At 65.1% G+C, this 23,690-nt stretch carries 26 protein-coding genes; 15 read left to right on the top strand and 11 right to left on the bottom strand.

The features are described from left to right. Positions 1-31: 31 nt before the first annotated feature. Positions 32-580 (bottom strand): TetR/AcrR family transcriptional regulator, encoded by a 549-nt coding sequence (locus XH84_RS38610; RefSeq protein WP_128920394.1) that lies wholly within the window; start codon positions 578-580, stop codon positions 32-34. Between the two features lie 110 nt (positions 581-690). Here XH84_RS38610 and XH84_RS38605 point away from each other — a divergent pair, with 110 nt between their 5' ends. The 5 genes from XH84_RS38605 to XH84_RS38585 all read left to right on the top strand — a co-directional run bounded on the left by XH84_RS38605 (position 691) and on the right by XH84_RS38585 (position 3,493). Then, positions 691-1,119, top strand: coding sequence for an acyl-CoA thioesterase (locus XH84_RS38605; RefSeq protein ID WP_128920395.1), 429 nt, complete (start codon positions 691-693; stop codon positions 1,117-1,119). 3 nt (positions 1,120-1,122) lie between these two features. Beyond that, on the top strand, positions 1,123-1,599 hold the full coding sequence (locus XH84_RS38600; RefSeq protein WP_128920396.1) for a PaaI family thioesterase: 477 nt from the start codon (positions 1,123-1,125) through the stop codon (positions 1,597-1,599). 44 nt (positions 1,600-1,643) lie between these two features. Continuing rightward, the gene (locus XH84_RS38595; RefSeq protein WP_128920397.1) at positions 1,644-2,027 is read left to right on the top strand and encodes a CidA/LrgA family protein; all 384 of its coding nucleotides are present in this window, start codon (positions 1,644-1,646) and stop codon (positions 2,025-2,027) included. Then, positions 2,024-2,746, top strand: a complete 723-nt coding sequence (locus XH84_RS38590) for an LrgB family protein (protein ID WP_128920398.1) — start codon at positions 2,024-2,026, stop codon at positions 2,744-2,746. Before XH84_RS38595 ends, XH84_RS38590 begins: the two co-directional genes overlap by 4 nt. Before the next feature lie 87 nt (positions 2,747-2,833). Further along, positions 2,834-3,493 carry a DsbA family protein gene (locus tag XH84_RS38585; RefSeq protein ID WP_128920399.1) on the top strand — a complete coding sequence of 220 codons (660 nt, stop codon included), beginning with the start codon at positions 2,834-2,836 and terminating at the stop codon, positions 3,491-3,493. 78 nt (positions 3,494-3,571) lie between these two features. Here the strand turns inward: XH84_RS38585 and XH84_RS38580 are convergent, their stop codons facing one another. From XH84_RS38580 to XH84_RS38570, 3 genes are all read right to left on the bottom strand, one after another. After that, the gene (locus XH84_RS38580) at positions 3,572-3,778 is read right to left on the bottom strand and encodes a hypothetical protein (protein WP_128920400.1); all 207 of its coding nucleotides are present in this window, start codon (positions 3,776-3,778) and stop codon (positions 3,572-3,574) included. Positions 3,779-3,860: 82 nt separating this feature from the next. Continuing rightward, a complete protein-coding gene (locus XH84_RS38575) occupies positions 3,861-4,931 on the bottom strand; it encodes an alpha/beta hydrolase (protein ID WP_128920401.1) in 1,071 nt (356 codons plus the stop codon). Between the two features lie 22 nt (positions 4,932-4,953). Continuing rightward, complete coding sequence (locus tag XH84_RS38570; RefSeq protein ID WP_128920402.1) at positions 4,954-5,925, bottom strand: S1C family serine protease; 972 nt, start codon at positions 5,923-5,925, stop codon at positions 4,954-4,956. A 286-nt stretch (positions 5,926-6,211) separates the two neighbouring features. Here XH84_RS38570 and XH84_RS38565 point away from each other — a divergent pair, with 286 nt between their 5' ends. From XH84_RS38565 to XH84_RS38540, 6 genes are all read left to right on the top strand, one after another. Further along, entirely contained in the window at positions 6,212-7,630 is a 1,419-nt protein-coding gene (locus XH84_RS38565) for a M20 family metallopeptidase (RefSeq protein ID WP_164936386.1), read from the top strand. A gap of 261 nt (positions 7,631-7,891) precedes the next feature. After that, positions 7,892-9,682 carry a peptide ABC transporter substrate-binding protein gene (locus tag XH84_RS38560; RefSeq protein WP_128920404.1) on the top strand — a complete coding sequence of 597 codons (1,791 nt, stop codon included), beginning with the start codon at positions 7,892-7,894 and terminating at the stop codon, positions 9,680-9,682. A gap of 29 nt (positions 9,683-9,711) precedes the next feature. Further along, on the top strand, positions 9,712-10,671 hold the full coding sequence (locus XH84_RS38555; protein WP_128920405.1) for an ABC transporter permease: 960 nt from the start codon (positions 9,712-9,714) through the stop codon (positions 10,669-10,671). After that, positions 10,637-11,554 carry an ABC transporter permease gene (locus XH84_RS38550; protein WP_128920406.1) on the top strand — a complete coding sequence of 306 codons (918 nt, stop codon included), beginning with the start codon at positions 10,637-10,639 and terminating at the stop codon, positions 11,552-11,554. The genes XH84_RS38555 and XH84_RS38550 overlap by 35 nt, the downstream gene beginning before the upstream one ends. Then, a complete protein-coding gene (locus tag XH84_RS38545; protein WP_128920407.1) occupies positions 11,554-12,549 on the top strand; it encodes an ABC transporter ATP-binding protein in 996 nt (331 codons plus the stop codon). The genes XH84_RS38550 and XH84_RS38545 overlap by 1 nt, the downstream gene beginning before the upstream one ends. Then, the gene (locus tag XH84_RS38540; RefSeq protein ID WP_128920408.1) at positions 12,546-13,514 is read left to right on the top strand and encodes an ABC transporter ATP-binding protein; all 969 of its coding nucleotides are present in this window, start codon (positions 12,546-12,548) and stop codon (positions 13,512-13,514) included. The genes XH84_RS38545 and XH84_RS38540 overlap by 4 nt, the downstream gene beginning before the upstream one ends. Before the next feature lie 136 nt (positions 13,515-13,650). Here XH84_RS38540 and XH84_RS38535 read toward each other — a convergent pair whose 3' ends face one another. The 6 genes from XH84_RS38535 to XH84_RS38510 form a co-directional block, all read right to left on the bottom strand. Further along, positions 13,651-14,298 carry an HAD family hydrolase gene (locus tag XH84_RS38535; RefSeq protein ID WP_128920409.1) on the bottom strand — a complete coding sequence of 216 codons (648 nt, stop codon included), beginning with the start codon at positions 14,296-14,298 and terminating at the stop codon, positions 13,651-13,653. A gap of 84 nt (positions 14,299-14,382) precedes the next feature. Continuing rightward, positions 14,383-14,604 carry a dodecin gene (locus XH84_RS38530; protein ID WP_128920410.1) on the bottom strand — a complete coding sequence of 74 codons (222 nt, stop codon included), beginning with the start codon at positions 14,602-14,604 and terminating at the stop codon, positions 14,383-14,385. 169 nt (positions 14,605-14,773) lie between these two features. Next, complete coding sequence (locus XH84_RS38525; RefSeq protein WP_061880676.1) at positions 14,774-15,331, bottom strand: HNH endonuclease; 558 nt, start codon at positions 15,329-15,331, stop codon at positions 14,774-14,776. 213 nt (positions 15,332-15,544) lie between these two features. After that, positions 15,545-16,522 carry a peptidyl-alpha-hydroxyglycine alpha-amidating lyase family protein gene (locus tag XH84_RS38520; RefSeq protein WP_128920411.1) on the bottom strand — a complete coding sequence of 326 codons (978 nt, stop codon included), beginning with the start codon at positions 16,520-16,522 and terminating at the stop codon, positions 15,545-15,547. Positions 16,523-16,651: 129 nt separating this feature from the next. Continuing rightward, positions 16,652-18,427, bottom strand: coding sequence for a flavin-containing monooxygenase (locus tag XH84_RS38515; protein WP_128920412.1), 1,776 nt, complete (start codon positions 18,425-18,427; stop codon positions 16,652-16,654). Positions 18,428-18,569: 142 nt separating this feature from the next. Beyond that, positions 18,570-19,217: a DNA-3-methyladenine glycosylase family protein gene (locus XH84_RS38510; RefSeq protein WP_128920483.1), complete on the bottom strand. Its 648-nt coding sequence runs from the start codon at positions 19,215-19,217 to the stop codon at positions 18,570-18,572. A gap of 184 nt (positions 19,218-19,401) precedes the next feature. On the opposite strand from XH84_RS38510, the gene gluQRS reads away from it, so the two are divergent. Both gluQRS and XH84_RS38500 read left to right on the top strand, forming a co-directional pair. Next, on the top strand, positions 19,402-20,274 hold the full coding sequence (gene gluQRS / locus XH84_RS38505; RefSeq protein WP_128920413.1) for a tRNA glutamyl-Q(34) synthetase GluQRS: 873 nt from the start codon (positions 19,402-19,404) through the stop codon (positions 20,272-20,274). A 105-nt stretch (positions 20,275-20,379) separates the two neighbouring features. Beyond that, positions 20,380-21,651 carry an ATP-binding protein gene (locus XH84_RS38500; protein ID WP_128920414.1) on the top strand — a complete coding sequence of 424 codons (1,272 nt, stop codon included), beginning with the start codon at positions 20,380-20,382 and terminating at the stop codon, positions 21,649-21,651. Here the strand turns inward: XH84_RS38500 and XH84_RS38495 are convergent. After that, positions 21,578-22,471: a YihY/virulence factor BrkB family protein gene (locus XH84_RS38495; RefSeq protein WP_128920415.1), complete on the bottom strand. Its 894-nt coding sequence runs from the start codon at positions 22,469-22,471 to the stop codon at positions 21,578-21,580. The two genes, XH84_RS38500 and XH84_RS38495, sit on opposite strands and share 74 nt — an antisense overlap. A 296-nt stretch (positions 22,472-22,767) precedes the next feature. On the opposite strand from XH84_RS38495, the gene XH84_RS38490 reads away from it, so the two are divergent. Both XH84_RS38490 and XH84_RS38485 read left to right on the top strand, forming a co-directional pair. Next, complete coding sequence (locus tag XH84_RS38490) at positions 22,768-22,962, top strand: twin transmembrane helix small protein (RefSeq protein WP_128920416.1); 195 nt, start codon at positions 22,768-22,770, stop codon at positions 22,960-22,962. An 87-nt stretch (positions 22,963-23,049) separates the two neighbouring features. Next, positions 23,050-23,622, top strand: a complete 573-nt coding sequence (locus tag XH84_RS38485) for a cob(I)yrinic acid a,c-diamide adenosyltransferase (protein WP_128920417.1) — start codon at positions 23,050-23,052, stop codon at positions 23,620-23,622. Positions 23,623-23,690: the final 68 nt, after the last annotated feature.

The raw sequence follows: 23,690 nt of genomic DNA, 5'->3' as shown, positions 1-23,690 counted from the left end.
GAAGGCCGGGGCAACGCTCCGGCCTTTTTGTCTAGTCCAACAGCTTCTCGGCCGACTTCGCCACCAGTTGCGACCGTTTGCGCGGGCCGCGCTCGACGAACAAGAGGCTCTGGCCGAAGATGAAGCAATAGAACAGGAAGGCCTGAGCGTCGGCCTCCTCGGCCGCAAGCCCGGTGGCGCGATAGAGCTCGGCCACGTGCTTGAGCCGCGCGGCGTCGACGTCCGCCACCGCCGCCGCGGCGTTCTCGTCCGAGCGGGCCCATTGGCGGATCGCGAGCTCGATCGCCATGGCTTCCGGATTGAGCCGCTCCGAATAGAGCTGGATCACCGCCTTCAGTCGTTCGCGGGGCGCCTCGCCGTCGAGGCGCGTCTGCTGCGCGATCGACGCTGAGCGCCCCTCCCGCCAGCGTTGCAGCATGGCATCGAGCAGCGCGGCGCGGTCGGCGAAGCGGCGGTAGAAACCGCCTTTGGTGACGCCGAGATTCTTGGCGAGCACCTCGACCCTGACGCCCCCGACCCCCGAGCGGGCGAGCTCGGTAAACCCCGCCTCGACCCAGACATCGCCCTTGCCGTCGCTCATGAAGGAAGCCTCACCGACTCTTGATACGGTGCCGTATTGCTAACCCTTCCCGGACTTGATACGCTACCGTATCAAGATCGAAAGACAAACCAGGGCGGAAGAAAATGGCGATGGAGCAGGAGGCAACCTATCGCGGCACGGTCTATCCGTGGCAGTGCGATCACGTCGGCCACATGAACATCATGTGGTATGTCGGCAAGTTCGACGAGGCCAACTGGAATCTGTTCGCCCGCCTCGGGCTGACGCCGAGCTACTTACGGTCCTCCGGCCGAGGCATGGCCGCCGTCCAGCAGAACATCACCTACAGGCGCGAGCTGCTCGCCGGCGACATCGTCGAGATCCGCAGCCATCTGCTCGAGGTCCGCGACAGGTCGATCCGCTTCCGGCACGACATGGCGAACGCCGAGACCGGCGAGATCGCCGCAACTTGCGAGATCACGGGTGTGCACATGGACCGAAGCCAGCGCAAATCGGCGCCGTTCGCGGATGCCGTCCGCGAGATCGCCTTGAGCCATCTCGCCGAGCCGGCCGAGCTCTGAGCCATGGCTGCGTACGAGCCGAAGAATCCGGGCTATCGGGCGGCGGCCGTCGCCATGTTCGATGGCCAGCCGGCGATGCGTACGCTCGGCATCGTGATCGTCCGCCTTGGACCGGGCGAGGTCGAGCTGGCGATGCTGCATTCGCCTGAATTCACCCAGCAGAACGGTTTTATCCATGCCGGCATCATCACCGCCGGACTGGACAATGCCTGCGGCGTTGCCGCCTTCACCCTGATGCCGCGCGAGGCGGACATCCTCACCGTCGAATTCAAGACCACGCTGCTTGCCCCGGCGCGGGGCGAGCGCTTCGTCTTCAAGGCCGAGGTCGTCAAGCCCGGCCGCACGCTGACCTTCTGCGAGGCCAGGGCGTTTGCCGAGCATGAGGGCAAGATCACGCTGATCGCCACGATGACCGGGACGTTGATGGCGATGCTTCCGCGCATGGCAACGTCGCCCGCGCCGGGCACGTCCGGCGCATAGCGGCGATTGACAAGCCTGCCGGCCCATCCCTTCATGCGACGGTCATGCTTGCGAGTCTCGGCCTCATCCTGCTGTGCCAATTGATCGGCGAAGCCGTCGTGCGCGGCCTCGGCCTGCCGTTGCCGGGCCCCGTGCTCGGCCTGTTGCTGCTCCTGGTCCTGCTTCTCGTGCGCGACCGCGTTGCGTTGATTGCGCGCGGGCCGCTGGGCAACGACGGCGTGGAGACGGCAAGCAAGGGTCTGCTGGCCCATCTCTCGCTGCTGTTCGTGCCGGCGGGCGTCGGCGTGGTGCAGAAGCTCGATCTGCTTGCGTCCCACGGCATCGCCATCGTTCTGGTGCTCGCGCTCTCCGTGGTCGTCACGCTGCTCGCGACCGTGCTGGCCTTTCGACTGGTCAGCCGCCTGTTGAAGCAACAGGATGCGCGATGAGCGACAATCCATTCTCGCTTTGGGTCTACCTCTCGCAGTCGCCGCTGCTCTGGCTGACCGTGACGCTGCTGGTCTATGCGGCCACCGACGCGGTCTCGCTGGCGACGCGGCGCCATCCGCTGGCCAATCCCGTGCTGCATGCGATGTGGATCATTGGCGCGTTCCTGCTGCTGACCGGCACGTCCTACACGACCTATTTTGCCGGCGCGCAGTTCGTGCATTTCCTGCTCGGGCCTGCGACCGTCGCACTCGCCGTGCCGCTGTACGAGAACCGCAAGCGTGTGGTCGCCTCCATCGTCCCGATGCTGGTGGCGCTGGTTGCGGGCTCGGTCACGGCCGTGGTGTCGGTGGTGCTGTTGGCGGAGCTCGCCGGCCTTCCCCGCGACGTGGTGCTGTCGCTGGCGCCGAAATCGGTCACCGCCGGCGTTGCCATGGGCATCGCCGAATCCCTGCATGCCGATCCCTCGCTGGCGGCGGTGGCGGTGATCCTCACCGGCATCATGGGCGCCATCATCGTGACACCGCTGATGAACCGCACCGGCGTTACCGATTACCGGGCGCGCGGATTTGCGGCCGGCCTTGCCGCCCATGGCATCGGGACCGCGCGCGCCTTCCAGGTCGACGAGATCGCCGGCGTCTTTTCCGGTATCGCCATGAGCCTGAACGCCTTGGTGACCTCGTTCCTGGTCCCCCTGGCGGTCACGCTGCTGGTGCGATGACATCACCGCCGCGACACTCTATATGACCAGTAACAATTCCCGGTCCCGAACCGTATTCGGGAAGATGGGACCGAAACGGGACGAGATATGGCTGGATCTGGGAATAAGGGCTTTGTGCCAACGCGGCGCGCGGCGCTGACGCTGATCGGGGCGGGCGCCCTCGCGGCAGGCCGCATCACCTCGGCACTGGCAGCCGCGGGTGATGACGAGGTGCTGACCGAAGCCAAGGTGCTTCGTGATCCCGACACGCCCGTCGCCGGCAATCCCAATGGCAACGTCACCATCGTCGAATGGTCCGATTACAATTGCCCCTATTGCCGCAAGCTCGAGCCCGAGCTGCGCCAGGTCGTCCAGGACGACGGCAAGGTGCGGCTGGTGATGAAGGATTGGCCGATCCTCGGGCCGGTCTCGGTCACTGCGGCCCGCGCCGCGCTCGCGGCAAAATTCCAGGACAAGTATCACCAGGCCCATGACGCGATGATGGGCGTCAGCTCGCGCCTGACCGAGCCGCGCATCAACGAGCTGCTGGCCGCGGCCGGCGTCGACATCGACCGGCTGAAGCGCGATCTTGCCGGCCGTGGCAGCGACATCGATGCGCTCCTCAAGCGCAACAACGAGCAGGCCGAAGCCTTCGGCTTCAACGGCACCCCGTCTTTCATCGTCGGCAAGTACCGCGTGCCGGGCGTGCTCAGCATGGCCGAGTTCGAGCAGGTCATTGCCGATGCCCGCAAGGCCAAGATGAACTGACGCGCGGCGTTGATCGCAGCCAACACAAAGGCGCCGCCGCGGATCCGCGACGGCGCCTTGTTCATGATGGAGCGTCGGTTACTTCGACGAGATCCGGACCCAGTCCTTATGGGCGCGATCGCGCAACGCATCCCAATCCGCTTTCGCCACGTCCCAGTTCACGATGGTGCGATTGGTGATCGCGACCTCGCCATTGGCGACCGAGGACGTCTGCATCGAGTCATAGACATAGACGCTACCCGCGAGCAGCAGCGCGCCCAGGATCATTCCGAAAAAAGTCTGCATGGCGAAACCTCCGGTGACAGGCAATAACGTTGGCCCGATATGATGGTTCCCCGGCAGTGCGGCGCGGACAAGGACGGGGCGTTCATCCTGCATTCAGCCACTGCATCAGCTCCGCGTTGATCTCGCGCGGGTAGGTGTGGCTGAGGTCATCGATCTCGCGATAGGTGACATCAGCGCCGGCGGCTGCGAGCGCTGCCTGCGTCTGGCGCGCGGTCTGCACGGGAAACATCCAGTCGAGCTTGCCGTGGGTGATGAAGATCGGCAGGCCTCGAAGGCGCGTGGCGTCCGCCATCTCCGCCATCAGCGGATGGAAGGTTGCCGAGACCGGTGCGAGATGAGTGAACGGCGAAGCGCCGTCGAGCCCGCTCACATAACAGAAGGTGCCGCCGTCGCTCATGCCGGTCAGCAGCATGCGCGAAGCATCGACGGCCCAGCGGCTGCGTACAGTCTCGAGGATGCGGATGAGATTGGGCGTATCGGCATCATCGCCCATCAGCGCCCAGGTCGGGCCGGTCGCGGTCGGCGCCACCAGGATCGCGCCAAGACTGCGCGCATCGCGCAGCCAGCTCCACAGAAAGCCGCGTCCGTTGCCGCTGCCGCCATGCAAAGCCATCACCAACGGCAGGGCGCGATCGGGCGTGTAATATTCGGGCACATAGACCGAGAAGCCGCCGCGACTGCCGGGTTCGTTGTGATCGTGGAAGATGCCGGCGTGCTCGCCCGTGCCGCCTTCGAGCCGCGACAACAGGTCGGCATTGTCGCGATTGGCAGCGTTGAGGAAGAAATTGCTGACCGGTGGAAACTGCATCGCCAGCGGATAGAGCGCCTCCTGCGCGCGCGGCAGGTGGCGCAGCGCGCGGAATACCGCGACGAGATCGCCATGGCCGTGTTCGACCTCACGGATGCCGGCAAAGGCGGCGAGCGTCTCGTCGCAGGCGCGATCCAGTCGCGCGCGCAAGCCGGCGAACTGCTCGGGCCAATCCCCGGTCGCAGCGCGTGCCGCCTGCAGCGCCGCGTCCGGCGTGCCGATCTTGTTCATGACGGAGGCAAAGGCCGGCGGGTGCAGATGCCGGGCGAAGAAGCCGAGCGCTTCCAGCGCATTGAGCAGCGGCGGCAGCACGGCCACGATGTCGTCGATCACGGCCTCGCTCATCGCGGCTTCCTTCAGCGGAGAGTCAGTGCAGCTTCGGCGCCTTCAACAGCTTGAAGCGATCGGTCGAGGCCACCGTGACGTCGAAGGTGACGCCTTCGTGGTGCACGGTCAGAGGCACGTCGACACCGGCGGCGCCGAGCGCCCACATCTTCTTGTAAAAGGCGGACTGGCTCGTGACCTTGTCGCCGTCGACGGCGAGGATGACGTCGCCGGTCTTGATCTCGGCGCGCGCGGCCGGACCGTTGGCGGAGATCCCGATCACCACCAGGCGGTTGTCGATCTCGGTCGAGTAGAGCCCGAGCCAGGGCCGCGCCGGCTTGTTGACGCGGCCGAACCTGCGCAAGTCCTCCAGGATCGGCTTCAACAGGTCGATCGGCACGATCATGTTGACATGCTCGGCCTTGCCGTCGCGTTCGCGCTCCAGCTGAAGCGAGCCGATGCCGATCAACTCGCCGCGCTCGTTGAGCAGCGCGGTGCCGCCCCAGTTCGGATGTGCGGGATAGGTGAAGACGGCTTCGTCCAGCAGATATTCCCAATAGCCGGCGAATTCCTGCTTGGCTACGATCTGGCTTGCGACCGAGCGCGTGCGGCCGCCAGCGCCGCCGACGATGACGCGGTCGCCGATCCGGGTTGCCGCCGACGAGCCGAGCGGCAGCGGCTCGACGTCGAGCTGGCCGAGCGCCTGCACCAGCCCGAAGCCGGTCTCGGAATCGAAGCCGAGCGCATGACCCTCCACCACGCGTCCGTCGGCGCGATGCAGCCAGACCGACTCCGCCTCAGTGATGAGATACCCTATCGTGAGCACCAGCCCGTCGTCGATCACGACGCCGTTGCCGGCGCGTTCGGTGCCCAGCGTCTCGGCGCTGAAGGCGTCCGGCGGGATGATGGCGTGCAGGCCGACGACGGATGCGAGCGCGCGGTCGAGATCGAAACCGTAGTCGCTCGCACGCGGCTGATTCGCCGGCGGCACTCTCCATTCGGTCAGGGTGGTCATGGAGCTCTCCTGGCTGAGTGCATCGCTCCGAGATTGCTGCAGAGCGAGGCGCGAAGCACGGATAATTTAGGCCGGGGGAGGCCGTCTTGAAAGCCTCGTTCCCAACTATTCATGGGAACGCCGCGTGAAATCTTCGAAAGGCACGGAAACGCCTCGCGCGTAGGCGGCGGGAGCCTCTCGATTCGGCACGCGCCGCATGGCTGGTGTCCGGCGAGGTGCTAGGCGCCGTGCGGTGAAGCTGCTAACCATTGCCGCTTCGTTTGACCAAGGGATCACGGATCGAAGCATGGATAACCGCAGCGACATCTGGCGTGGCGTCGACACGATCAAGGCGCGTTTCATCGACCTCAGCGACAGGGTCTGGGGCATGCCCGAGGTGTGCTACACCGAGGCGCGGTCCGCTGCCGAGCATCTCGCCGAGCTGCGTCATCAGGGTTTCCGCATCACCGAGAAGGTCGCCGGCATTCCGACCGCGGTGATGGGCGAGTGGGGTGAGGGCGGTCCGGTCATCGCCTTCATGGGAGAATATGACGCGCTGCCCGGCCTCAGCCAGGAAGCCGGCGTTGCTGAGCATCGTCCGGTCGAAGCCGGCGGCCACGGCCATGGCTGCGGTCACAATCTGCTCGGTTCCGCTGCGCTGCTCGCCGCGACCGCGGTGAAGGACTGGCTGGCCGAGAACAAGGTGCCCGGCCGCGTGCGCTATTATGGCTGCCCGGCTGAAGAGGGCGGCGCGGCAAAGGCCTTCATGGTTCGCTCCGGCGCGTTCGAGGACGCCGACATCGCGATCACCTGGCATCCGCACAGCTTCTGGGAGGTCGCGGTGACGCCGTCGCTCGCCAACACGCGCGCGGACTTCATCTTCACCGGCCGCACCTCGCATGCCGCGGCCTCGCCGCATCTCGGCCGTTCCGCGCTCGACGCGGTGGAGTTGATGAATGTCGGCGTGAACTACATGCGCGAGCACATGCCGAGCGACGCGCGCGTGCACTACGCGCTGCTCGATACCGGCGGGATCGCACCCAACGTGGTTCAGGCCCATGCGCGGGTGCGCTATTCGATCCGTGCGCGCGATCTTCCCGGCATGAACGAGCTGGTCGGGCGCGTGAGCAAGATCGCAGAGGGCGCGGCGCTGATGACGGAAACCAAGGTGGAGATGAAGATCATCTCCGCGGTCTCCAACATCCTGCCGAACACGCCGCTGGAGCAGGCGCTGCACCGGGTCATGGAAGAGCTCGGACCGCCGCATTTCGATGACGCTGACAAGAGCTTTGCCGGCCAGATTCGCGCGACGCTGAGCGACAGGGACATCGCGTCGGTCTATTACGCGATCGGCATGGAGCCGACCGATCGGCCGCTGGCCGACTTCCTGGTGCCGCTCGATGCCAAGCGCAACCCGCTGGTCGGTTCGACCGATGTCGGCGACGTCAGCTGGGTGGTGCCGACAGTGCAGGTTCACGCACCAACAGTTGCAATCGGCACGCCGTTCCACACTTGGCAGGTGGTGGCGCAGGGCAAGAGTCCACATGCGCACAAGGCCATGGTGCAGGCGGCCAAGGCGATGGCCGGTCTCGGCATCAAGGCGCTGGCGGATCCGGAACTGATCAAGGCGGCCAAGGCCGACCTCAAGAAGCGGACGACCAGGACACCTTACGTCTGTCCGCTGCCGGATCACGTCGAGCCGCCGCTCGACATGTCCGTCGCGTAGAATTTCGCCTCGATACTTCGTCTGATCCGGCGAACAAATTTTTCGCAGTGCAGCGTGCAATCCAGCATGTTTTGATGCTGGATTGCCGAACGGATGGGCTGCAGAACGCGGTTTTGCCCAACAGGCAGCCAGAAGACCGTTTGCATACATACGGTCCCAGTTGACGCGCCCCCCATTCGGTGTGCCATCTACTGCCAGCTAATTGGGCGGCCACCTCTGACGGCCGTCTTCATCACGATGGGAACCAGACGGGGGACAACCATGCTGGATAAAGAACTGCGTTCGATGATCGGCGAGGTGAAGGACGGGCGGATGGATCGCCGCGGCTTCATCAAGCGCATGGCCGCGGTCGGTCTCACCGCTCCCCTCGCCAATCAGATCCTCGCGCTCGGCGGCGTCGCCATGGCCGAGGGCCCCTCGACCTACAAGCCGACCAAGCGCGGCGGCGGCGGTGCGCTGAAGCTGTTGTGGTGGCAGGGCCCGACCCTGCTCAATCCGCATTTCGCAACCGGCACCAAGGACCAGGACGGCTCGCGCCTGTTCTACGAACCGCTCGCCTCCTGGGATCCCGACGGCAACATGAAGCTGGTACTGGCGGCGGAAATCCCGTCGATCCAGAACGGCCTGCTCGCCGCCGACGGCAAATCGGTGACGTGGAAGCTGAAGCCCGGTGTCAAATGGCACGACGGCAAGCCGTTCTCCGCCGACGACGTCGTGTTCAACTGGGAATATGCCAGTGATCCCGCGACCGCAGCGGTCACCATCGGCACCTACCGCGACATCAAGGTCGAAAAGATCGATGATCTCACGGTGCGCGTCCTTTTCAACAAGCCGACCCCCTTCTGGGCCGATGCTTTCGTCGGCGCCCCCAATACCATCATCCCCAAGCATCTTTTTGCGGATTACAAAGGCGCCAAATCACGCGAGGCGCCGAACAACCTGTCACCAATCGGCACCGGCCCCTACAAATTCGTGGAATTCAAGCCCGGCGATCTCGTGCGCGGTGTGATCAATCCTGATTATCACATGCCGAACCGCCCCTACTTCGACACGCTCGAAATGAAGGGTGGCGGCGACGCCGTTTCGGCGGCGCGCGCGGTGATCCAGACCGGCGAATACGATTTCGGCTACAACATCCAGGTCGAAGACGATGTGCTCCTGCGCCTGGAGAAGGGCGGCAAGGGCAAGGCCATCTACGCCGTGGGCGGCGACACCGAGTTCATCGCGCTCAACTTCACTGATCCCAATACCGAGGTCGACGGCGAGCGTTCCTCGATGAAGACCAAGCATCCGCTGTTCTCCGATCCGGCCGTGCGCAAGGCGCTGACGATGCTGGTCGATCGCGAGTCGGTCAAGAAGGCGATCTACGGCCGCGCCGGCCGCACCACCGCCAATTTCCTCAACGGTCCGGAGAAGTTCGTCTCCAAGAACAACACCTGGGAATTCAACATCGAGAAGGCTGCGAAACTCCTCGATGACGCCGGCTGGAAGCCTGGTGCAGACGGCATCCGCGAGAAGGACGGCAAGAAGCTGAAGCTGCTGTACCAGACCTCGACCAACGGCCCGCGCCAGAAGACCCAGGCGATCGTCAAGCAGGCCTGCCAGAAGGCCGGCATCGAGGTCGAACTCAAATCAGTCGTCGCCTCGGTGTTCTTCTCCTCGGACGTCGGCAATCCCGACACCTATCCGAAGTTCTATGCGGACTTGGAGATGTTCCAGATCCCCATGAGCCAGCCGGATCCGTCGCAGCACATGCGCCGCTATACGTCGGACAGGGTGGCAACCAAGGAAAACAAGTGGCAGGGCACGAATTATCCGCGCTGGGTCAACAAGGACTATGATGCGATCATCGCAGCGGCGGAAAGCGAAATGGATCCAATCAAGCGCGCCGCGCTCTACATCAAGGCCAACGACCTGTTGATCCAGGAGGTCGTGTTCATCCCCGTGCAGCATCGCCTCAAAGTGGAGGCCGCGGCCAACAACCTCGTCTGTATTGTCAGCGGCTGGGCCAACGAAACCGACAACCTGTTCGACTGGTACCGGGAGGCGTAATCGCGCGGGCGTAAGCGGGATATTTCCCTATGAGTCAATACGTCCTGCGTCGTCTGCTGATCGCGATTCCGAGCCTGCTCGGAATCTCGATCGTGCTGTTCGTCGTGCTTGCGCTCGCCCCCGGCGATCCGTTCTCCGAACTGGCAACGAACCCGAACGTGCCGCCCGAGGTGCAGGCCGCACTTCGGGCCAAGTTCGGCCTCGACGATCCGATCCACCTCCGCTACCTGCACTGGCTCAATGCCATGCTGCACGGCGACTGGGGCTTCTCCTTCGTCAGCCGGATGAACGTCGACACGCTCATCCTGCAGCGCCTGCCGGCCACGCTCTACGTGATCGGCTCGGCGCAGATCCTGGCCCTGCTGATCGCGATCCCGGTCGGCGTCTATGCCGCGACGAAGCCGTATTCGCTGTTCGACCAGATCGCCAACACGCTCGCCTTCGTGGGCTTCTCGCTGCCGACCTTCTTCACCGGCATCCTGTTCATCCTGATCTTCTCGGTCACGCTGGACTGGCTGCCGTTCGTCTATACCACCGACATCAAGGCGACCGGCATCCATTGGGTGCTGGAGATGATCCGCCAGGCGATCATGCCGGTGGCGGTGCTCGGTCTGTTCCAGGCGGCGTCGATGACGCGCTTCGTACGTTCGGCGATGCTGGATGTGATCCGGCTCGACTACGTCACCACCGCCCGCGCCAAGGGGCTCGGGCAGGCCAAGGTCATCGTCAAGCACGTCATGCGCAACGCCATGATCCCGGTGGTGACGCTGATCGCGTTGCAGATGCCCGCCGTGTTCGGCGGCGCCATCGTCACCGAGCAGATATTCCGCATCCCCGGCATCGGCTCGCTGCTGATCTCCTCTATCCTCTCCAACGACACGCCGGTGGTGATGGCCGTGACCTTCGTCTTCGCGTGCCTGGTCGTGCTGTTCAATCTCATCGCGGACGTGCTTTATGGCTGGCTTGACCCTCGCATCTCCCTCCGCTGAGCGGCGCGTCTACTCGCCCTGGCGCGAGACGTGGCGGCGCTACAGCCGCCACAAGCTCGCCGTCGTCAGCGCTTTCCTGCTCCTCATTCTGGTGCTTGCCGTCGTGGCCGGGCCGTTCGTGTGGCGCATCAAGATCAACGAGATCGACATCGTCGCGGGCATGCAAGGCCCATCGTTCGCCCATCCCTTCGGCACCGACGATCTCGGTCAGGACATTCTGGCGCGCATGATCTATGGCGGCCGCATCTCGCTCGCGGTCGGCCTCGCCGCGATGCTGGTCTCGGTCTTCATCGGCACACTGATCGGCGCGCTCGCCGGAATGTCGCGCGGTGCGCTCGGGCACGGCCTGATGTGGCTCACCGACCTCTTCCTGTCGCTGCCGCAGCTGCCGCTGCTGCTGCTGCTGATCTATCTGTTCCGCGACGGGCTGAAGCAGGTGTTCGGCCCTGAGGGCGGCATCTTCATCCTGATCGTGCTCGTGATCGGCGGCCTGCGCTGGATGCCGGTGGCGCGGCTCGTGCGCGCCCAGTTCCTGTCGATCCGCGAGAAGGAGTTCGTCGAGGCAGCACGGGCGCTCGGCGCCAGCCCGGTGCGGCAGGTGTTGCGGCATATCCTTCCCAATGCGCTCGGCCCGGTGATCATCGCCGGCACCATTGATGTTGCCGCCGCGATCATCGCGGAATCGACGCTGTCCTTCCTCGGCCTCGGCTTCCCGCCTGATACCCCGACCTGGGGCCGGCTGCTGTATGACGCCAAGGACTTTCTCGACATCGGTCCGCACTGGGCCCTGTTTCCCGGCGGCGCGATCTTCATCGCGGTGGTGGCCATCAACTTCATCGGCGACGGTCTGCGTGACGCGCTCGATGCGCGACGGGTGATCTGATGGCGCCGCTGCTCGAGATCAAGGGCCTGAAAACCCACTTCTCCACCGACGACGGCATCCTCCAGGCCGTCGACGGCGTCGACATCACCATCAACCGGGGCGAGACGCTCTGCGTCGTCGGCGAATCCGGCTGTGGCAAGACCGTGACCGCGATGTCGATCCTGAAGCTGATCGCGATGCCGCCGGGCCGGATCGCGGCCGGTCAGATCATCTTCGAGGGGCGCGATCTGGTGCCGTTGACCAGCAACCAGCTCGACGAGATCCGTGCCAAGGAAATCGGCTTCATCTTCCAGGAGCCGATGACCTCGCTCAATCCGGTCCTGACCATCGGCGAGCAGATCGCCGAGAGCCTGCGCCGCCACGAGGCCGTTACCAGAAAGCAGGCGCTCGATCGCACCATCGAGATGCTGAAGCTGGTGCAGATCCCCAACGCCGAAGGCCGCGTGCACAATTATCCGCACCAGTTCTCCGGCGGCATGCGCCAGCGCGTGATGATCGCGATGGCGCTGGCCTGCAAGCCGAAGCTGATCATCGCCGACGAGCCCACCACCGCGCTCGACGTCACCATCCAGGCGCAGATCCTCGACCTCTTGCAGGACATGAAGGAGCGCTTCGGCATGGCGGTGATGCTGATCACCCACGCCATGGGCGTCGTCGCCGAAACCGCGCAGCGCGTCGTCGTGATGTATGCCGGCAAGGTGGTCGAGGAAGCGCTCGTCGACGATCTCTTCGGCAATCCCGGGCATCCCTATACACAAGGGCTGATCCGCTCGATCCCGCGCATCGATCTCGACAGCGAGCACAAGACGCGGCTCGAGGCGATTGGCGGCTCGGTGCCGATCCTGATCAATCCGCCGGTCGGCTGCCGCTTCGCGCCGCGCTGCAAGTTCGCCATGAACGTCTGCACCGAGAAGGAGCCGCTGCTGCGCGAGATCGCGCCCGGTCATCGCATGGCCTGTCATCTCGGCGATCCGAACCTGGGAGCCGCGTCATGAGCGAACCCTTGCTCCGCGTCAGCGGCCTGAAGAAACATTTCCCCGTGCTCGGCGGCCTGCTGTCGCGCCAGGTCGGCACGGTCTACGCGGTCGACGGCGTGTCGTTCTCGGTCAACCGCGGCGAGACGCTCGGTCTCGTCGGCGAATCCGGCTGCGGCAAGTCGACCACGGGACGCTGCGTGCTGCGCCTGATCGAGCCGACCGACGGCGAGGTCACTTTCGACGGCCAGGACGTGCGCCAGCTCAGCGGCAATGATCTGCGCGCGATGCGGCGGAACATGCAGCTGGTGTTCCAGGACCCGTTCGCCTCGCTCAATCCGCGCATGACGGTCGGTGCGATCCTGGGCGAGGCGCTGATCATCCACAAGCTCGGGTCCTCGGCAAAGGAGCGCGACGAGCGCGTCGCTAGCCTGCTCGTCAAGGTGGGGCTCAAGGCCGAACACATGCGGCGCTATCCGCACGAATTCTCCGGCGGCCAGCGCCAGCGCATCGTGATCGCGCGGGCGCTCGCGGTCGAGCCGAAGCTGATCGTCTGCGACGAGCCGGTCTCGGCGCTCGACGTGTCGATCCAGGCCCAGGTCATCAATCTCCTGGAAGACCTCCAGGCCGAGCTGAACCTCACCTATCTCTTCGTCGCGCACGACCTCTCGGTGGTCGAGCACATCTCCGACCGTGTCGCGGTGATGTATCTCGGCCGCATCGTCGAACTGGCGAAAGCGAGCGATCTCTACCGCAACCCGCAGCATCCCTATACCAGGGCGCTGTTGTCGGCGGTGCCGGTGCCCGATCCAAAACTCAAGCGCGAGCGCATCCGCCTCAAGGGCGACGTGCCGAGTCCGATGAAGCCGCCGTCGGGCTGCCACTTCCACACCCGCTGCCCGATCGCCCAGCCGCGCTGCGCGGAAAGCGCGCCGGTGCTGAAGGAGGGAGCGGGCGGGCACTTCGTGGCCTGTCATCTGGCCTGATACCGCGAAACGCGGATTAGCCGTGATGAGATCAGAACCCGTAGGGTGGGCAAAGCGAAGCGTGCCCACGTGCCAATTGCGAGGAGGAAAGATGGTGGGCACGGCGCAAACGCGCCTTTGCCCACCCTACATATATTCACCCTAAGGGCAGCCCGTGCTCCGACAGGGCCTGCTTGAATCGCTCCACGGACGTGTGATGATGCGCGAACAGGCCGGCCTTGCGCGCGCCGGCGACGTTGGCTGCGAGATCGTCGACGAACAGGACGGTCTCCGGCCTCACCTCGAGCTCCGAGAGGCACAGCCGATAGCAGTCCGGGTCCGGCTTGGCCGTCTTGAATTGGGCCGAGGTGTAGATCCGGGAGCCGAACAGCGGACGCAGCTCCGGCAGCAGCGTGTCGATGTGGTCGGCGACCAGCGTGGTATTGTTGGTCAGGACGGCAATATCGACGGTCTTTCGCAAGCCGCCCGCAATTTCCAGCATCGCGCGATCCGCCTGCATTGAACGGCGCCGGGCCTCCACCCATTCCGCGAGCGAGAGCGGATAGCCGATGCGCTCGCCAAAGCCTTGCAGATAGTCGGCGGCCTCGAGCGCGCCGGAATCGCCGAGCAACTCGAACCCGCTGTCCCAGATCGCCTCGTGGACGGCTTCGCTGGTCGCTCCCGCAAGCTCCGCCAGATATGCGACGCGCGTCGGCCTGTCGTAAGCGCAGAGAACATTGTCCATGTCGAACAGGACGAGTTTGATTGCGTCGGTCACGGCGGCACTCGCGGTTCGGCCGAACATCCGGCCCTGACCGCACTCATATCCCGCCCGAGCCCAGGCGACAAATCCGGCATGGTGCCCGATCGCCGCGATGCGCCTGCCGCGTCATCCCTCCAGCGTGAAGCCGACGCGCAGCGTCACCTGATAGTGGCGGACGGTGCCGTTCTCGATGTGGCCGCGCGTCTGCACCACCTCGAACCACTTCATCTCGCGAACGGTCTTGGCGGCGCGGCTGATCGCATTCTTGATCGCGTCCTCGATCGAGGTCTCGGACGATCCGACGAGGTCCAGGATCTTGTAGACGTGATCACTCTCGGTTGCGGGCATGGGTCTTTCCCCTTTTCATTTTGCGGACGACGCACGCGTTCGGTGGAACGCGCATGCGAGCGCGCATGGCGTCGAGTCTGAACGGGCATGGACGCCTCAGGTTCCGACCGGCATGCCGATCGTGCCCTTGATCGGCATGGTCTTCGCCGCGATCATTTTGGGCGCGCCGCTACGGATCCAGCTCCGTATCCCAGTAGAGATAGTCCAGCCAGCTGTCGTGCAGGTAGTTCGGCGGAAACAGGCGGCCGTTGCGGTGGAGCTGGTGCACTGTCGGTGCGAACGCGTTCTGGCGCGGAAACATTCTTGCCTGTGCCGGCGTCAGATTGCCCTTCCGCAAGTTGCACGGCGAGCACGCCGCGACCACGTTCTCCCAGGTGGTCTGGCCGCCTTTGCTGCGCGGGATGATGTGGTCGAAGGTGAGGTCCTCCGGCGAGCCGCAATATTGGCAGGCGAAACGATCGCGCAGGAAGACGTTGAACCGGGTGAAGGCCGGATGGGTGGTCGGCTTGACGAAGGATTTGAGCGAGACGACGCTCGGCAGCTGCATCTGCAGCGTGGGACTGTGGACCGCCTGATCGTAGTGAGCGACGATGTTGACGCGGTCGAGAAACACCGCCTTGATCGCGTCTTGCCACGACCAAAGAGACAGCGGGTAGTAACTCAGCGGCCGGAAGTCCGCATTCAGCACCAACACCGGCCAACTGCCTTGCGAGACATGTGCGTTCAAGTAACGCTCCCGGCCTCCAATATACGCTGCGAAGCAGCATGTACTGACATACTACATGCAGCGTGACGGGATTGTGAAGCCCGTTGAGCGACTTATTCAGGCGCAAGCAATGCGGCGCCGGGGTGGCGACGGCGCTCAAAAAGCCGCGATCTGGGGAAGCACGCGGCGGGCGCGGAACCGCCTTATCCTGGGGGGCGCGGCGTGCCGCGGCAGCTACTCCCGTACCCGCTCCAGCTTCTGCAAGCAGCGCGTGGCGCGCACTGCAGCCGGCATCGCCTCGTCCGGGAAGCTGGTCTTCCAGTCGGTGACGCCGACCTCGCCGACATAGATGTCGCCCTTCGAATCCAGCGCGATGCCGTGCGGCGCCAGGAATTTTCCGCTGGCAACGCCGGGACCGTCCTCGCCGCCGAGCCGCGCGATGCGATTGCCCTTGGCGTCCACGATCGACAGCCGCGGGCCGAGATTGGGCACCTTGCGGTTGACGGCCATGCCGGGGCCGAGCTCGCCGATCACGAAGGTCGGGCTCTTCCCCCCGCCGCAGCAGCACAGCGCGCAAGGCCGGTGAAGGTTGTTCCACTGCGTCTCGTATTTGCCTTCGCCGTTGAACACCTGGACGCGATGGTTCTCGCGGTCGGCGACGTAGACCCAGCCGTCGGCATCGGTGGCAATATTGTGCGCGATGTTGAACTGGCCGGGATCGGTGCCCGGCTCGCCCCAGCTCGTCATCAGCTTGCCGTCCGGCGTGAATTTGTGCACGCGCGCGTTGCCATAGCCGTCGGAGACGTAGATCTCGCCCTTCGGCGACAGTGCGGTGTGGGTGCAGCGGTGGAACGGATCGCCGCTCATGAACGGTGACGGTCTTGCGGGAATGCCGATGGTCAGCAGCACCTTGCCTTCGGTGGTGCATTTGCGCACGGTGTGGTCGCCGTCATCGGTGCAATAGAGATTGTCGTCGGCATCGATGTGCAGTCCATGCGCGCGCGAGAACAGCCCTTCGCCCCAACTGCGCAGGAAATTGCCCTGGCGGTCCAGCACCACCATCGGATGGGTGCCGCGGTTGAAGACGTAGATCTGGTCACGGCTGTCGACCGCGACGGAGGCGACGTCGGTGAGCTGCCAGCCGTCGGGGAGCTTTGCGAAGTTGTCGACGACGCGGTAGCGGTGCTCGCCGGTGCCGAGAATGGCTGGCATGGTGTCCCTTCCTTCGGTCTTTCGTGCTCGCCTGTACCCCTACCGTCATTGCGAGCGCAGCGAAGCAATCCAGACTGGCTCCGCGGAAAGACTCTGGATTGCTTCGCTGCGCCCGCAATCACGAGAGGTTCAGGCCGTGCCCACCTCACGCCCCAAAATCCCTTCCTCGATCGCCTTGATCTGGAGCGCGAGAAATTTCGAGTTGATCCGGCACTGCGCCAGGCTGCCGGCGATGAACCAGAGACCGGGCTGACCCGTGCGCGCGTACATGTTGCGCAGCTCGAAGCCGTTGCCAAAGCCCCAGACCGGGCCGACGCGGTCGGCGACGGCATCGCCGAACAGCTTCCGCATGAGATATTCTTGCGGCTTGTAACCGGTGGAGAGCACGATGAGATCGGCTGGCACGATTGTGCCGTCCTTCATCCGCGCGCCGTCAGCGACAAAACCCTCGATGTCGTCGAACTGCCTGAGCTTGATCTTGTCCTCGACGATCAGATTGGAGCAGCCGACGTTGAAATAATAGCCGCCGCCGCGGGTGAGGTATTTGAATTGCCAGCCGGTGCCGGCCTCGCCGAAGTCGAGCTTGAAGCCGACGCGGGCAAGGCCGTCGAGCAGCTCCTTGTCGAGTTCTTTCGATTGCTCGGTCAGCATGACGTGCGTCTTCTTCGCGAGTGGCGTCGGCATCGAGGCCGCGATCAGGTCGTTGTCTTCGAGCGTGCCTTCGTTGTAGGTCGCATAAGCGAGCTGCGCCGACGGCTCGATATTGGTGACCAGCGTCGGTGAGCGTTGCACCAGCGTCACCTCCGCGCCGCTGGAATACAGATCCTGCGCGATGTCATGGCCGCTGTTGCCGGTGCCGATGACGATCGCGCGCTTGCCGATCCAGATCTCGCCGTCCTCGTAGCGGCTGGAGTGCACCAATGTACCCCGGAAATTGTCGAGGGTCGGGATGTCCGGAATGTTGGCAATGCCGCTGACGCCGGTTGCCATGATGACATGGCGCGGATGCATGGTCCGCTTGCTGCCGTCGGCGCGCCGCAGTGCCACCGCCCAGCGTCCCTTCGCCTCGTCATAGGCGCCGCCTTCGAATTCGGTGCCGGTCCAGAAATTCAGTTCCATCGCATCGACGTAAGCTTCGAACCAGTTGGCGAGCTTGTCCTTGGGAATATAAGTCGGCCAGTTCGGCGGAAACGGCATGTAGGGCAGGTGGTTGACCTGCACCTGGTTGTGCAGTGTCAGGGCATGATAGCGCTTGCGCCAATTGTCTCCGATCCGCGCCTCACGGTCGACGATCAGCGTGTCGACCTGCAGCTGCTTCAGCCGCGCTGCGATCGCAAGCCCGGCCTGGCCTCCGCCGACCACCAGCACGGCCGGATCGCGTTTCGCATAGTCGCGCGAGGCGTTGCGCAAATCGAGCCAGTTCGGTCCGCGGAAATCGCGAGAATAGGCCTGGCCGCGCGGGCGCGAGGTGCCGAGCTGCTCCTCGAATCCCTTGAGCTCGTCGAGCGCGGTGAGCAGCGTCCACGCTTTCAGACGGTCGCCGTCGCTGCTGTCAGGGACGAGCCGGACGATACCGCTGCCGCGCCCGATCGCGGTTTCGAAATTGAAGATGGCTTCGATGCTGTTGGTGCCGGCGCGCGTCACCCAGCGCGGCGGCGCCCGGTTGGACGCAATCTCGAATTTGGCCGGTGCCGCCTTGGGCGCCAGCGCCGCCAGCGCTTGGGTCATCGTCTCGCGGCCGGCGAGTGTTTGCAGGTTCCAGCTCAGCGCCAGCACGTCGCGCCAGAAGCTGTCGGCGAGGAAGAGGTCGTCGAATGCGGCGGGCTCGGGCTTGCTCAGCAAATGCTCGAACGCGTCAAGCCAGGCTTGCGCGGATGCGGCGATATCCTTCGTCCTGTCCAGCATGCGACCTCGTGGCCGTCTTCGCGGCGTTTCCTCTGTGGGCGAACGCTATACTGGATCAGTGAGCGTCAAAAGCGCTTTACCCGAGCCGTGAGAGCATGCGGCTCTGCTCGCTGAGAATGCGCGCCTTCAGGGTGACGTGGTGCTAGGCCGAGAGCACGCCCTCGCGCTTCTTCACCGCGCGATAATAGCTCCACCACAGATGCGCCGCCGCGCCGCGCAGGGGACGCCAGGGCTCGGCGAGTGGCGCCATCTGCTTCTCCGTCGGCCGCGCCTTCAGGCCGAGGCCGATCTTGATGCCCTCCTGCACGGCGAGGTCGCCGGCCGGCCAGGCATCGCCATGACCGAGGCAGAACAGGAGATAGACGTCCGCGGTCCAGGGCCCGATGCCGGGCAGCGCGATCAGCGAATGATGCGCGGCGTCGGCGTCTTCCTCGGCCAGCACGTCGAGGTTCAGCCGCTGCGCGTTGATCTCGCGCGCAAGATGCTTCAGCGTCTTGATCTTGGCGGCCGAGAGGCCGAGCCGCCCCAGCCGGTCGGCGCGGGCGCGGCGCACCGCATCATGGTCGAACGGATCGAAGGCTGCCGACAGCCGTCCCCAGATCGCCGCGGCGCTCGCGGTCGAGAGCTGCTGTCCGCAGACGATGTGGGCAAGCCCCGCAAAACCCGGCTCGCGCCGCCGCAACGCCGGCATGCCCGCGATCTCGAACACCGGTTTCAGGCGCGGATCGCGCTTGATCAGCGCGTGGACGGCCTCTTCGAGATCGGATTGGGTTTCGAGGTGGATGGTCATGGTGATCGGCAATCTCTCTCCGGCATCATGCGTCGGCCTGCCCGGCCATCAACGTCTCTCTAGCCAGCGAGCATGTTTAGCATGGGAGACCGTGTCCGTAAGTCCGTGACCTTGGCACGCTCGCAGTGTGATACCGAAGAACGTGGATGGCCGGGACAAGCCCGGCCATGACGAGTTCTTTCGCATGGCACCACCCGTTTTCCGATTCGCCCCGAGCCCCAACGGCTATCTCCATCTCGGCCACGCTTATTCCGGGCTGATGAATTTCGACCGCGCGCGCGAGACTGGCGGGCGTCTGTTGCTGCGGATCGAGGACATCGACGCGACGCGCTGCCGGCCGGAATTCGAGGCGGCGATCTATGAGGATCTCGCCTGGCTCGGGATCGACTGGGAGACGCCGGTGCGGCGGCAGTCGGAGCATCTCGCCGCTTATCGCGCCGCGCTGGACAAGCTGTCGGCGCTTGGCCTCGTCTATCCCGCGTTCGAAAGCCGGGCCGAGATCGCAAAGCTGGTTTCCCTGCGCGAGACGAATGGTCCGTGGCCGCGTGATCCCGATGGCGCGCCGCTTTATCCTGGCGAGGCGAAGTCGCTCTCGGCGCCCGAGCGCGACCGTCTCGTCGCATCGGGCATGCCTTACGCGTTGCGGCTCGACATGATGGCGGCCTGCCAGCGCGCCACCGGCCTGACCTGGAATGAGCTGGGCGAGGGGCCCGATGGCGAGCGCGGCACCGTCCCGGCGCGACCGGAGGCCTGGGGCGACGTGATACTGGCACGCAAGGAGACACCGACCAGCTACCATTTATCCGTCGTCGTCGACGACGCGCTCCAGGGCGTCGGCGAGATCGTGCGCGGCCAGGATTTGTTTCACGCGACTTCCGTCCATCGCCTGCTCCAGGTCCTGCTCGGCCTGGGCGAACCCGCCTACCGCCATCACCGGCTGATTCGCGACGGTGAGGGGCGGAAGCTGTCGAAATCGAGCCGCTCGACCGGTCTGCGCGCCTTGCGTGCGGCCGGCATCACGCCTGCCGGCATCCGCCAGCTGGTGGGATTAGGTTAAGTTTCTCTGGGGGTTAGCGAAACGTCGCCGTGACTCCAGGTATTTCGCCGTGCCATGCTCGGCAAACAGCCCGGGGGCCCGAAGGGGATACTTCGAAGGGGATTCATGGCGGCGAAGAAGCGCCCAGCGCGCACCACGAAGACGTCCAGGCGACCGCCTCGGAAGCGGTCCGGGGCGGCTGGACAGGTGCGCAAGCGCAGCACCAGGACGGTCGCGCCGGACGTGGTCCAGGCGGCGCTCGCCGCCTTTGCCCATGAGGTCCGCACCCCCCTGACCGGCATTCTGGCGATCAGCGACCTGCTCGCGACCTCCGATCTCGGCGAACGGGAGCGGCGCTGGGCCGACACCATCAAGGCCGGTGCCGAGCATCTGGCGAGCCTTGCCACGCTGTTCGTCGATGCCGCCAGAAGCGGCAAGGGGGCCGGCAAGGGCGGGAGTACGCTGCGGCAGGACCTGTTCGATCTGCGCACGCTTGCCCGCAGCGCCGGCGATTCGCTTGCGGGACGCGCCGCGGCCAAGGGCCTCCAGGCCGAGGTCGAGATCTCCGACAAGCTCCCCGGCCTCGTGGTCGGCGATCCCGTCCGCCTGCGCGCGGCGCTCGAGAACCTGATCGACAATGCCGTGAAATTCACCGACCAGGGCGGCGTGGCGCTCGCGGTCGAGCCCGCCAAGGGCAAAGAGAAGGGCAACGCCAAAGGCAAAGGCAGGGTCGGCATTGCTTTCGCGGTGTCCGACAGCGGCATCGGCCTCACCATGGCCGAGATCAAGCGGCTGTTCCGCCCGTTCACCCAGGCCAATGTCACCATTGCCTCGCGCTTCGGCGGCGCTGGCTTAGGGCTGTCCTCGGTCAAGCAATTGGCGCGGGCGATGGGTGGCGACATCACCGTCGCTCCGCGCCGCGGCGGCGGCGCAACCTTCACCCTGACGGTGTCACTGGATGCCACGGGACCGGGCAAATCCAGCAAGACGAAGGGCGAAGCCGAGGCAGAGGCGGTCGCCGCGCTGCGCGTCCTCAGCGTCGAGGACAATCCGTTCGGGCGCGTCGTGCTCAACACGATCTTGACCGAGCTCGGCCATCATGCCGAGTTCATCGGGCGCGGCGAAGACGCCGTCGGCCGGCTGGCGCAAGGCGCGTTCGATGCGGTGCTGATGGACATGGTGCTTCCGGGCATCGACGGCGTCGAGGCCATCAGGCGGATCCGTACCATGGAGGCGCCGTTGGCTCGGATCCCGATCATCGGGGTGTCCGGTCGCGGCGAAGACGAGGCGGCCTCGCGCGAGGCTGGCGCCGACGCCTTCCTGGTCAAGCCTGTGTCTCCGCGGGCGCTAGCGACTGCGCTGCTTGAAGCGACACGCCGTGAGGAAGCCGCGACTTGATGATCGCGGCGTTGAGCTCGCCGCCGTAAACGAAGATCGCGGCGATGAAGTACAGAAACACCAGCGCGATGATCACCGAGGCAAGCCCCGCATACATCGTCACGTAATTGTTGGCGAAGCGCGCCAGATATTGTCCGAACACGATGCCTGATATCAGCGACGCCACGATGGTGAAGACGATGCCGGGCAGGATCTGAAAGAAGCCGCGCCGTCCTGCCGGCAGCCAGGCATGCAGGATGATCAGCGCCACCACCAGCGCACTGATGGTGATGCCGTAGCGCAGCCAGGTGAGGATGCTCTCGTTGGACTCGACGAACAGCGGGATATGGCGTCGCGCCGCTTCGATCAGGAGCGGACCGAGCACGATCAGGAACGCCATCGCCAGCGCGGTGAAAGCCGCAATCAGCGTGTAGGCGATCGATTCCAGCCGCAGCCAGTACCAGCGCCGCATCTCCACCACGGCATAGGCGCGGTTGAGCGCGATCCTTAGCGCCTCGACGCCGTTGGAGGCGAAATAGACCGACAGCACCGCGCCGATGGTCAGCACGCCCGTGCGGGTCGTGGTCAAGACGTCATGGACCTCGCCCGAGATCGAATCGGCGACCTGCTTGGGCCAGATCTGCAGCATCAGGCTGGCGGCCTGGTCGGCGAGTTCCTTGGAGCCGAAGAAGCCGGCGAGCGAGGTCAGCACGATCAGGAACGGGAATAGCGCCATCAGCGTCGACAGGGCGATGTGGCTTGCAATCGCCCAGCCGTCATCGGCCAGGAACGTGTAGAACGCATCCATCACGACGACGTAGACGTAGCGGATCGCTTTCACGTGGCACCTACACCGCTGCTCTCTCTCCCTGCACGTAGGGAGAGGCCAGGAGAACACGCGATGAGCGCAAATCGAAAATCATCGTGCTACCATCTGACATTATCGGCCCAAAAGCCAGTTCGCGAAGCGCCTCATTGTCATTCGGGCGCGCGCGTAGCGCGAGCCCGGAATCCATTCCGCCGCAGCATAGGTGGCCCGATGGATTCCGGGCTCGATGCTTCGCGTCGCCCCGGAATGACGCCGGAGACTGCCGCGGCACCATGGCGGACCGGCGCGCACGGTGTTATCACCCCCCAATGGCATCTCTCCTGACCACTTTCATCCTGCCGGCGGCAGCCGGTGCTGTCGCCCTGGTGCTGCTGCTCGGCCTCGTCAACATGATGCGCGGCGGATCGCCCAACACCTCGCAGAAGTTGATGCGCTGGCGCGTGCTGCTGCAGTTCGTGGCGATCATCATCGCGATGCTCGCGGTCTGGGCGATGGGACGCTAGGGCATGATCCGAACCCGAAGGGCCGCGTTAGCGCAAAGAGTGAAGCGGCTTTCCGACAGGATCATGCCCCAACTTTAAGAGGTCCCCATGGTCACGTTGAACCGCATCTACACCAAGACCGGTGACGACGGCACGACGGCGCTCGGAACCGGCGAGCGGCGTCCGAAATACGATCTGCGCATCGAAGCCTATGGCACCGTCGACGAGACCAACGCCGCGATCGGCGTGGTCAGGCTCCATACGCAAGGGCTGCCCGAGTTCGACGCGATGCTCGGCCGCATCCAGAACGATCTTTTCGATCTCGGCGCCGATCTCGCGGTGCCCGAGCGTGAAGGCAAGGCGGAGCGGCTGCGGGTGGTGGCGAGCCAGGTCGAGCGGCTCGAGCGCGACATCGACGCGCTCAACGACAAGCTTGAGCCGCTCACCTCCTTCGTGCTTCCCGGCGGCACGCCGCCCGCTGCCCATCTCCATGTGGCGCGCACGATATGCCGCAGGGCGGAACGGGTCATCGTGGAACTGGCCGCCCGGCCCGGCGAGCAGGTCAGCGCGGCTGGCATCCAATATATGAACCGCCTGTCGGACTTCCTATTCGTGGCCAGCCGGACCGCCAACGGTAATGGTGCCGGTGACGTGCTCTGGGTTCCGGGCCAGAACCGCTGACGCACCGAGCGCTCTGCATTTCAGAAGGCCAAATTTAGGCCCGTTCGCGCGTTGACCGGGGCAGATCA

The organism is Bradyrhizobium nanningense, assembly GCF_004114535.1.
GTDB classification, from domain to species: Bacteria; Pseudomonadota; Alphaproteobacteria; order Rhizobiales; family Xanthobacteraceae; genus Bradyrhizobium; species Bradyrhizobium nanningense.
Note: the sequence above shows the minus strand (reverse complement) of the source record. Positions and strands in the feature narration are given on the sequence as shown.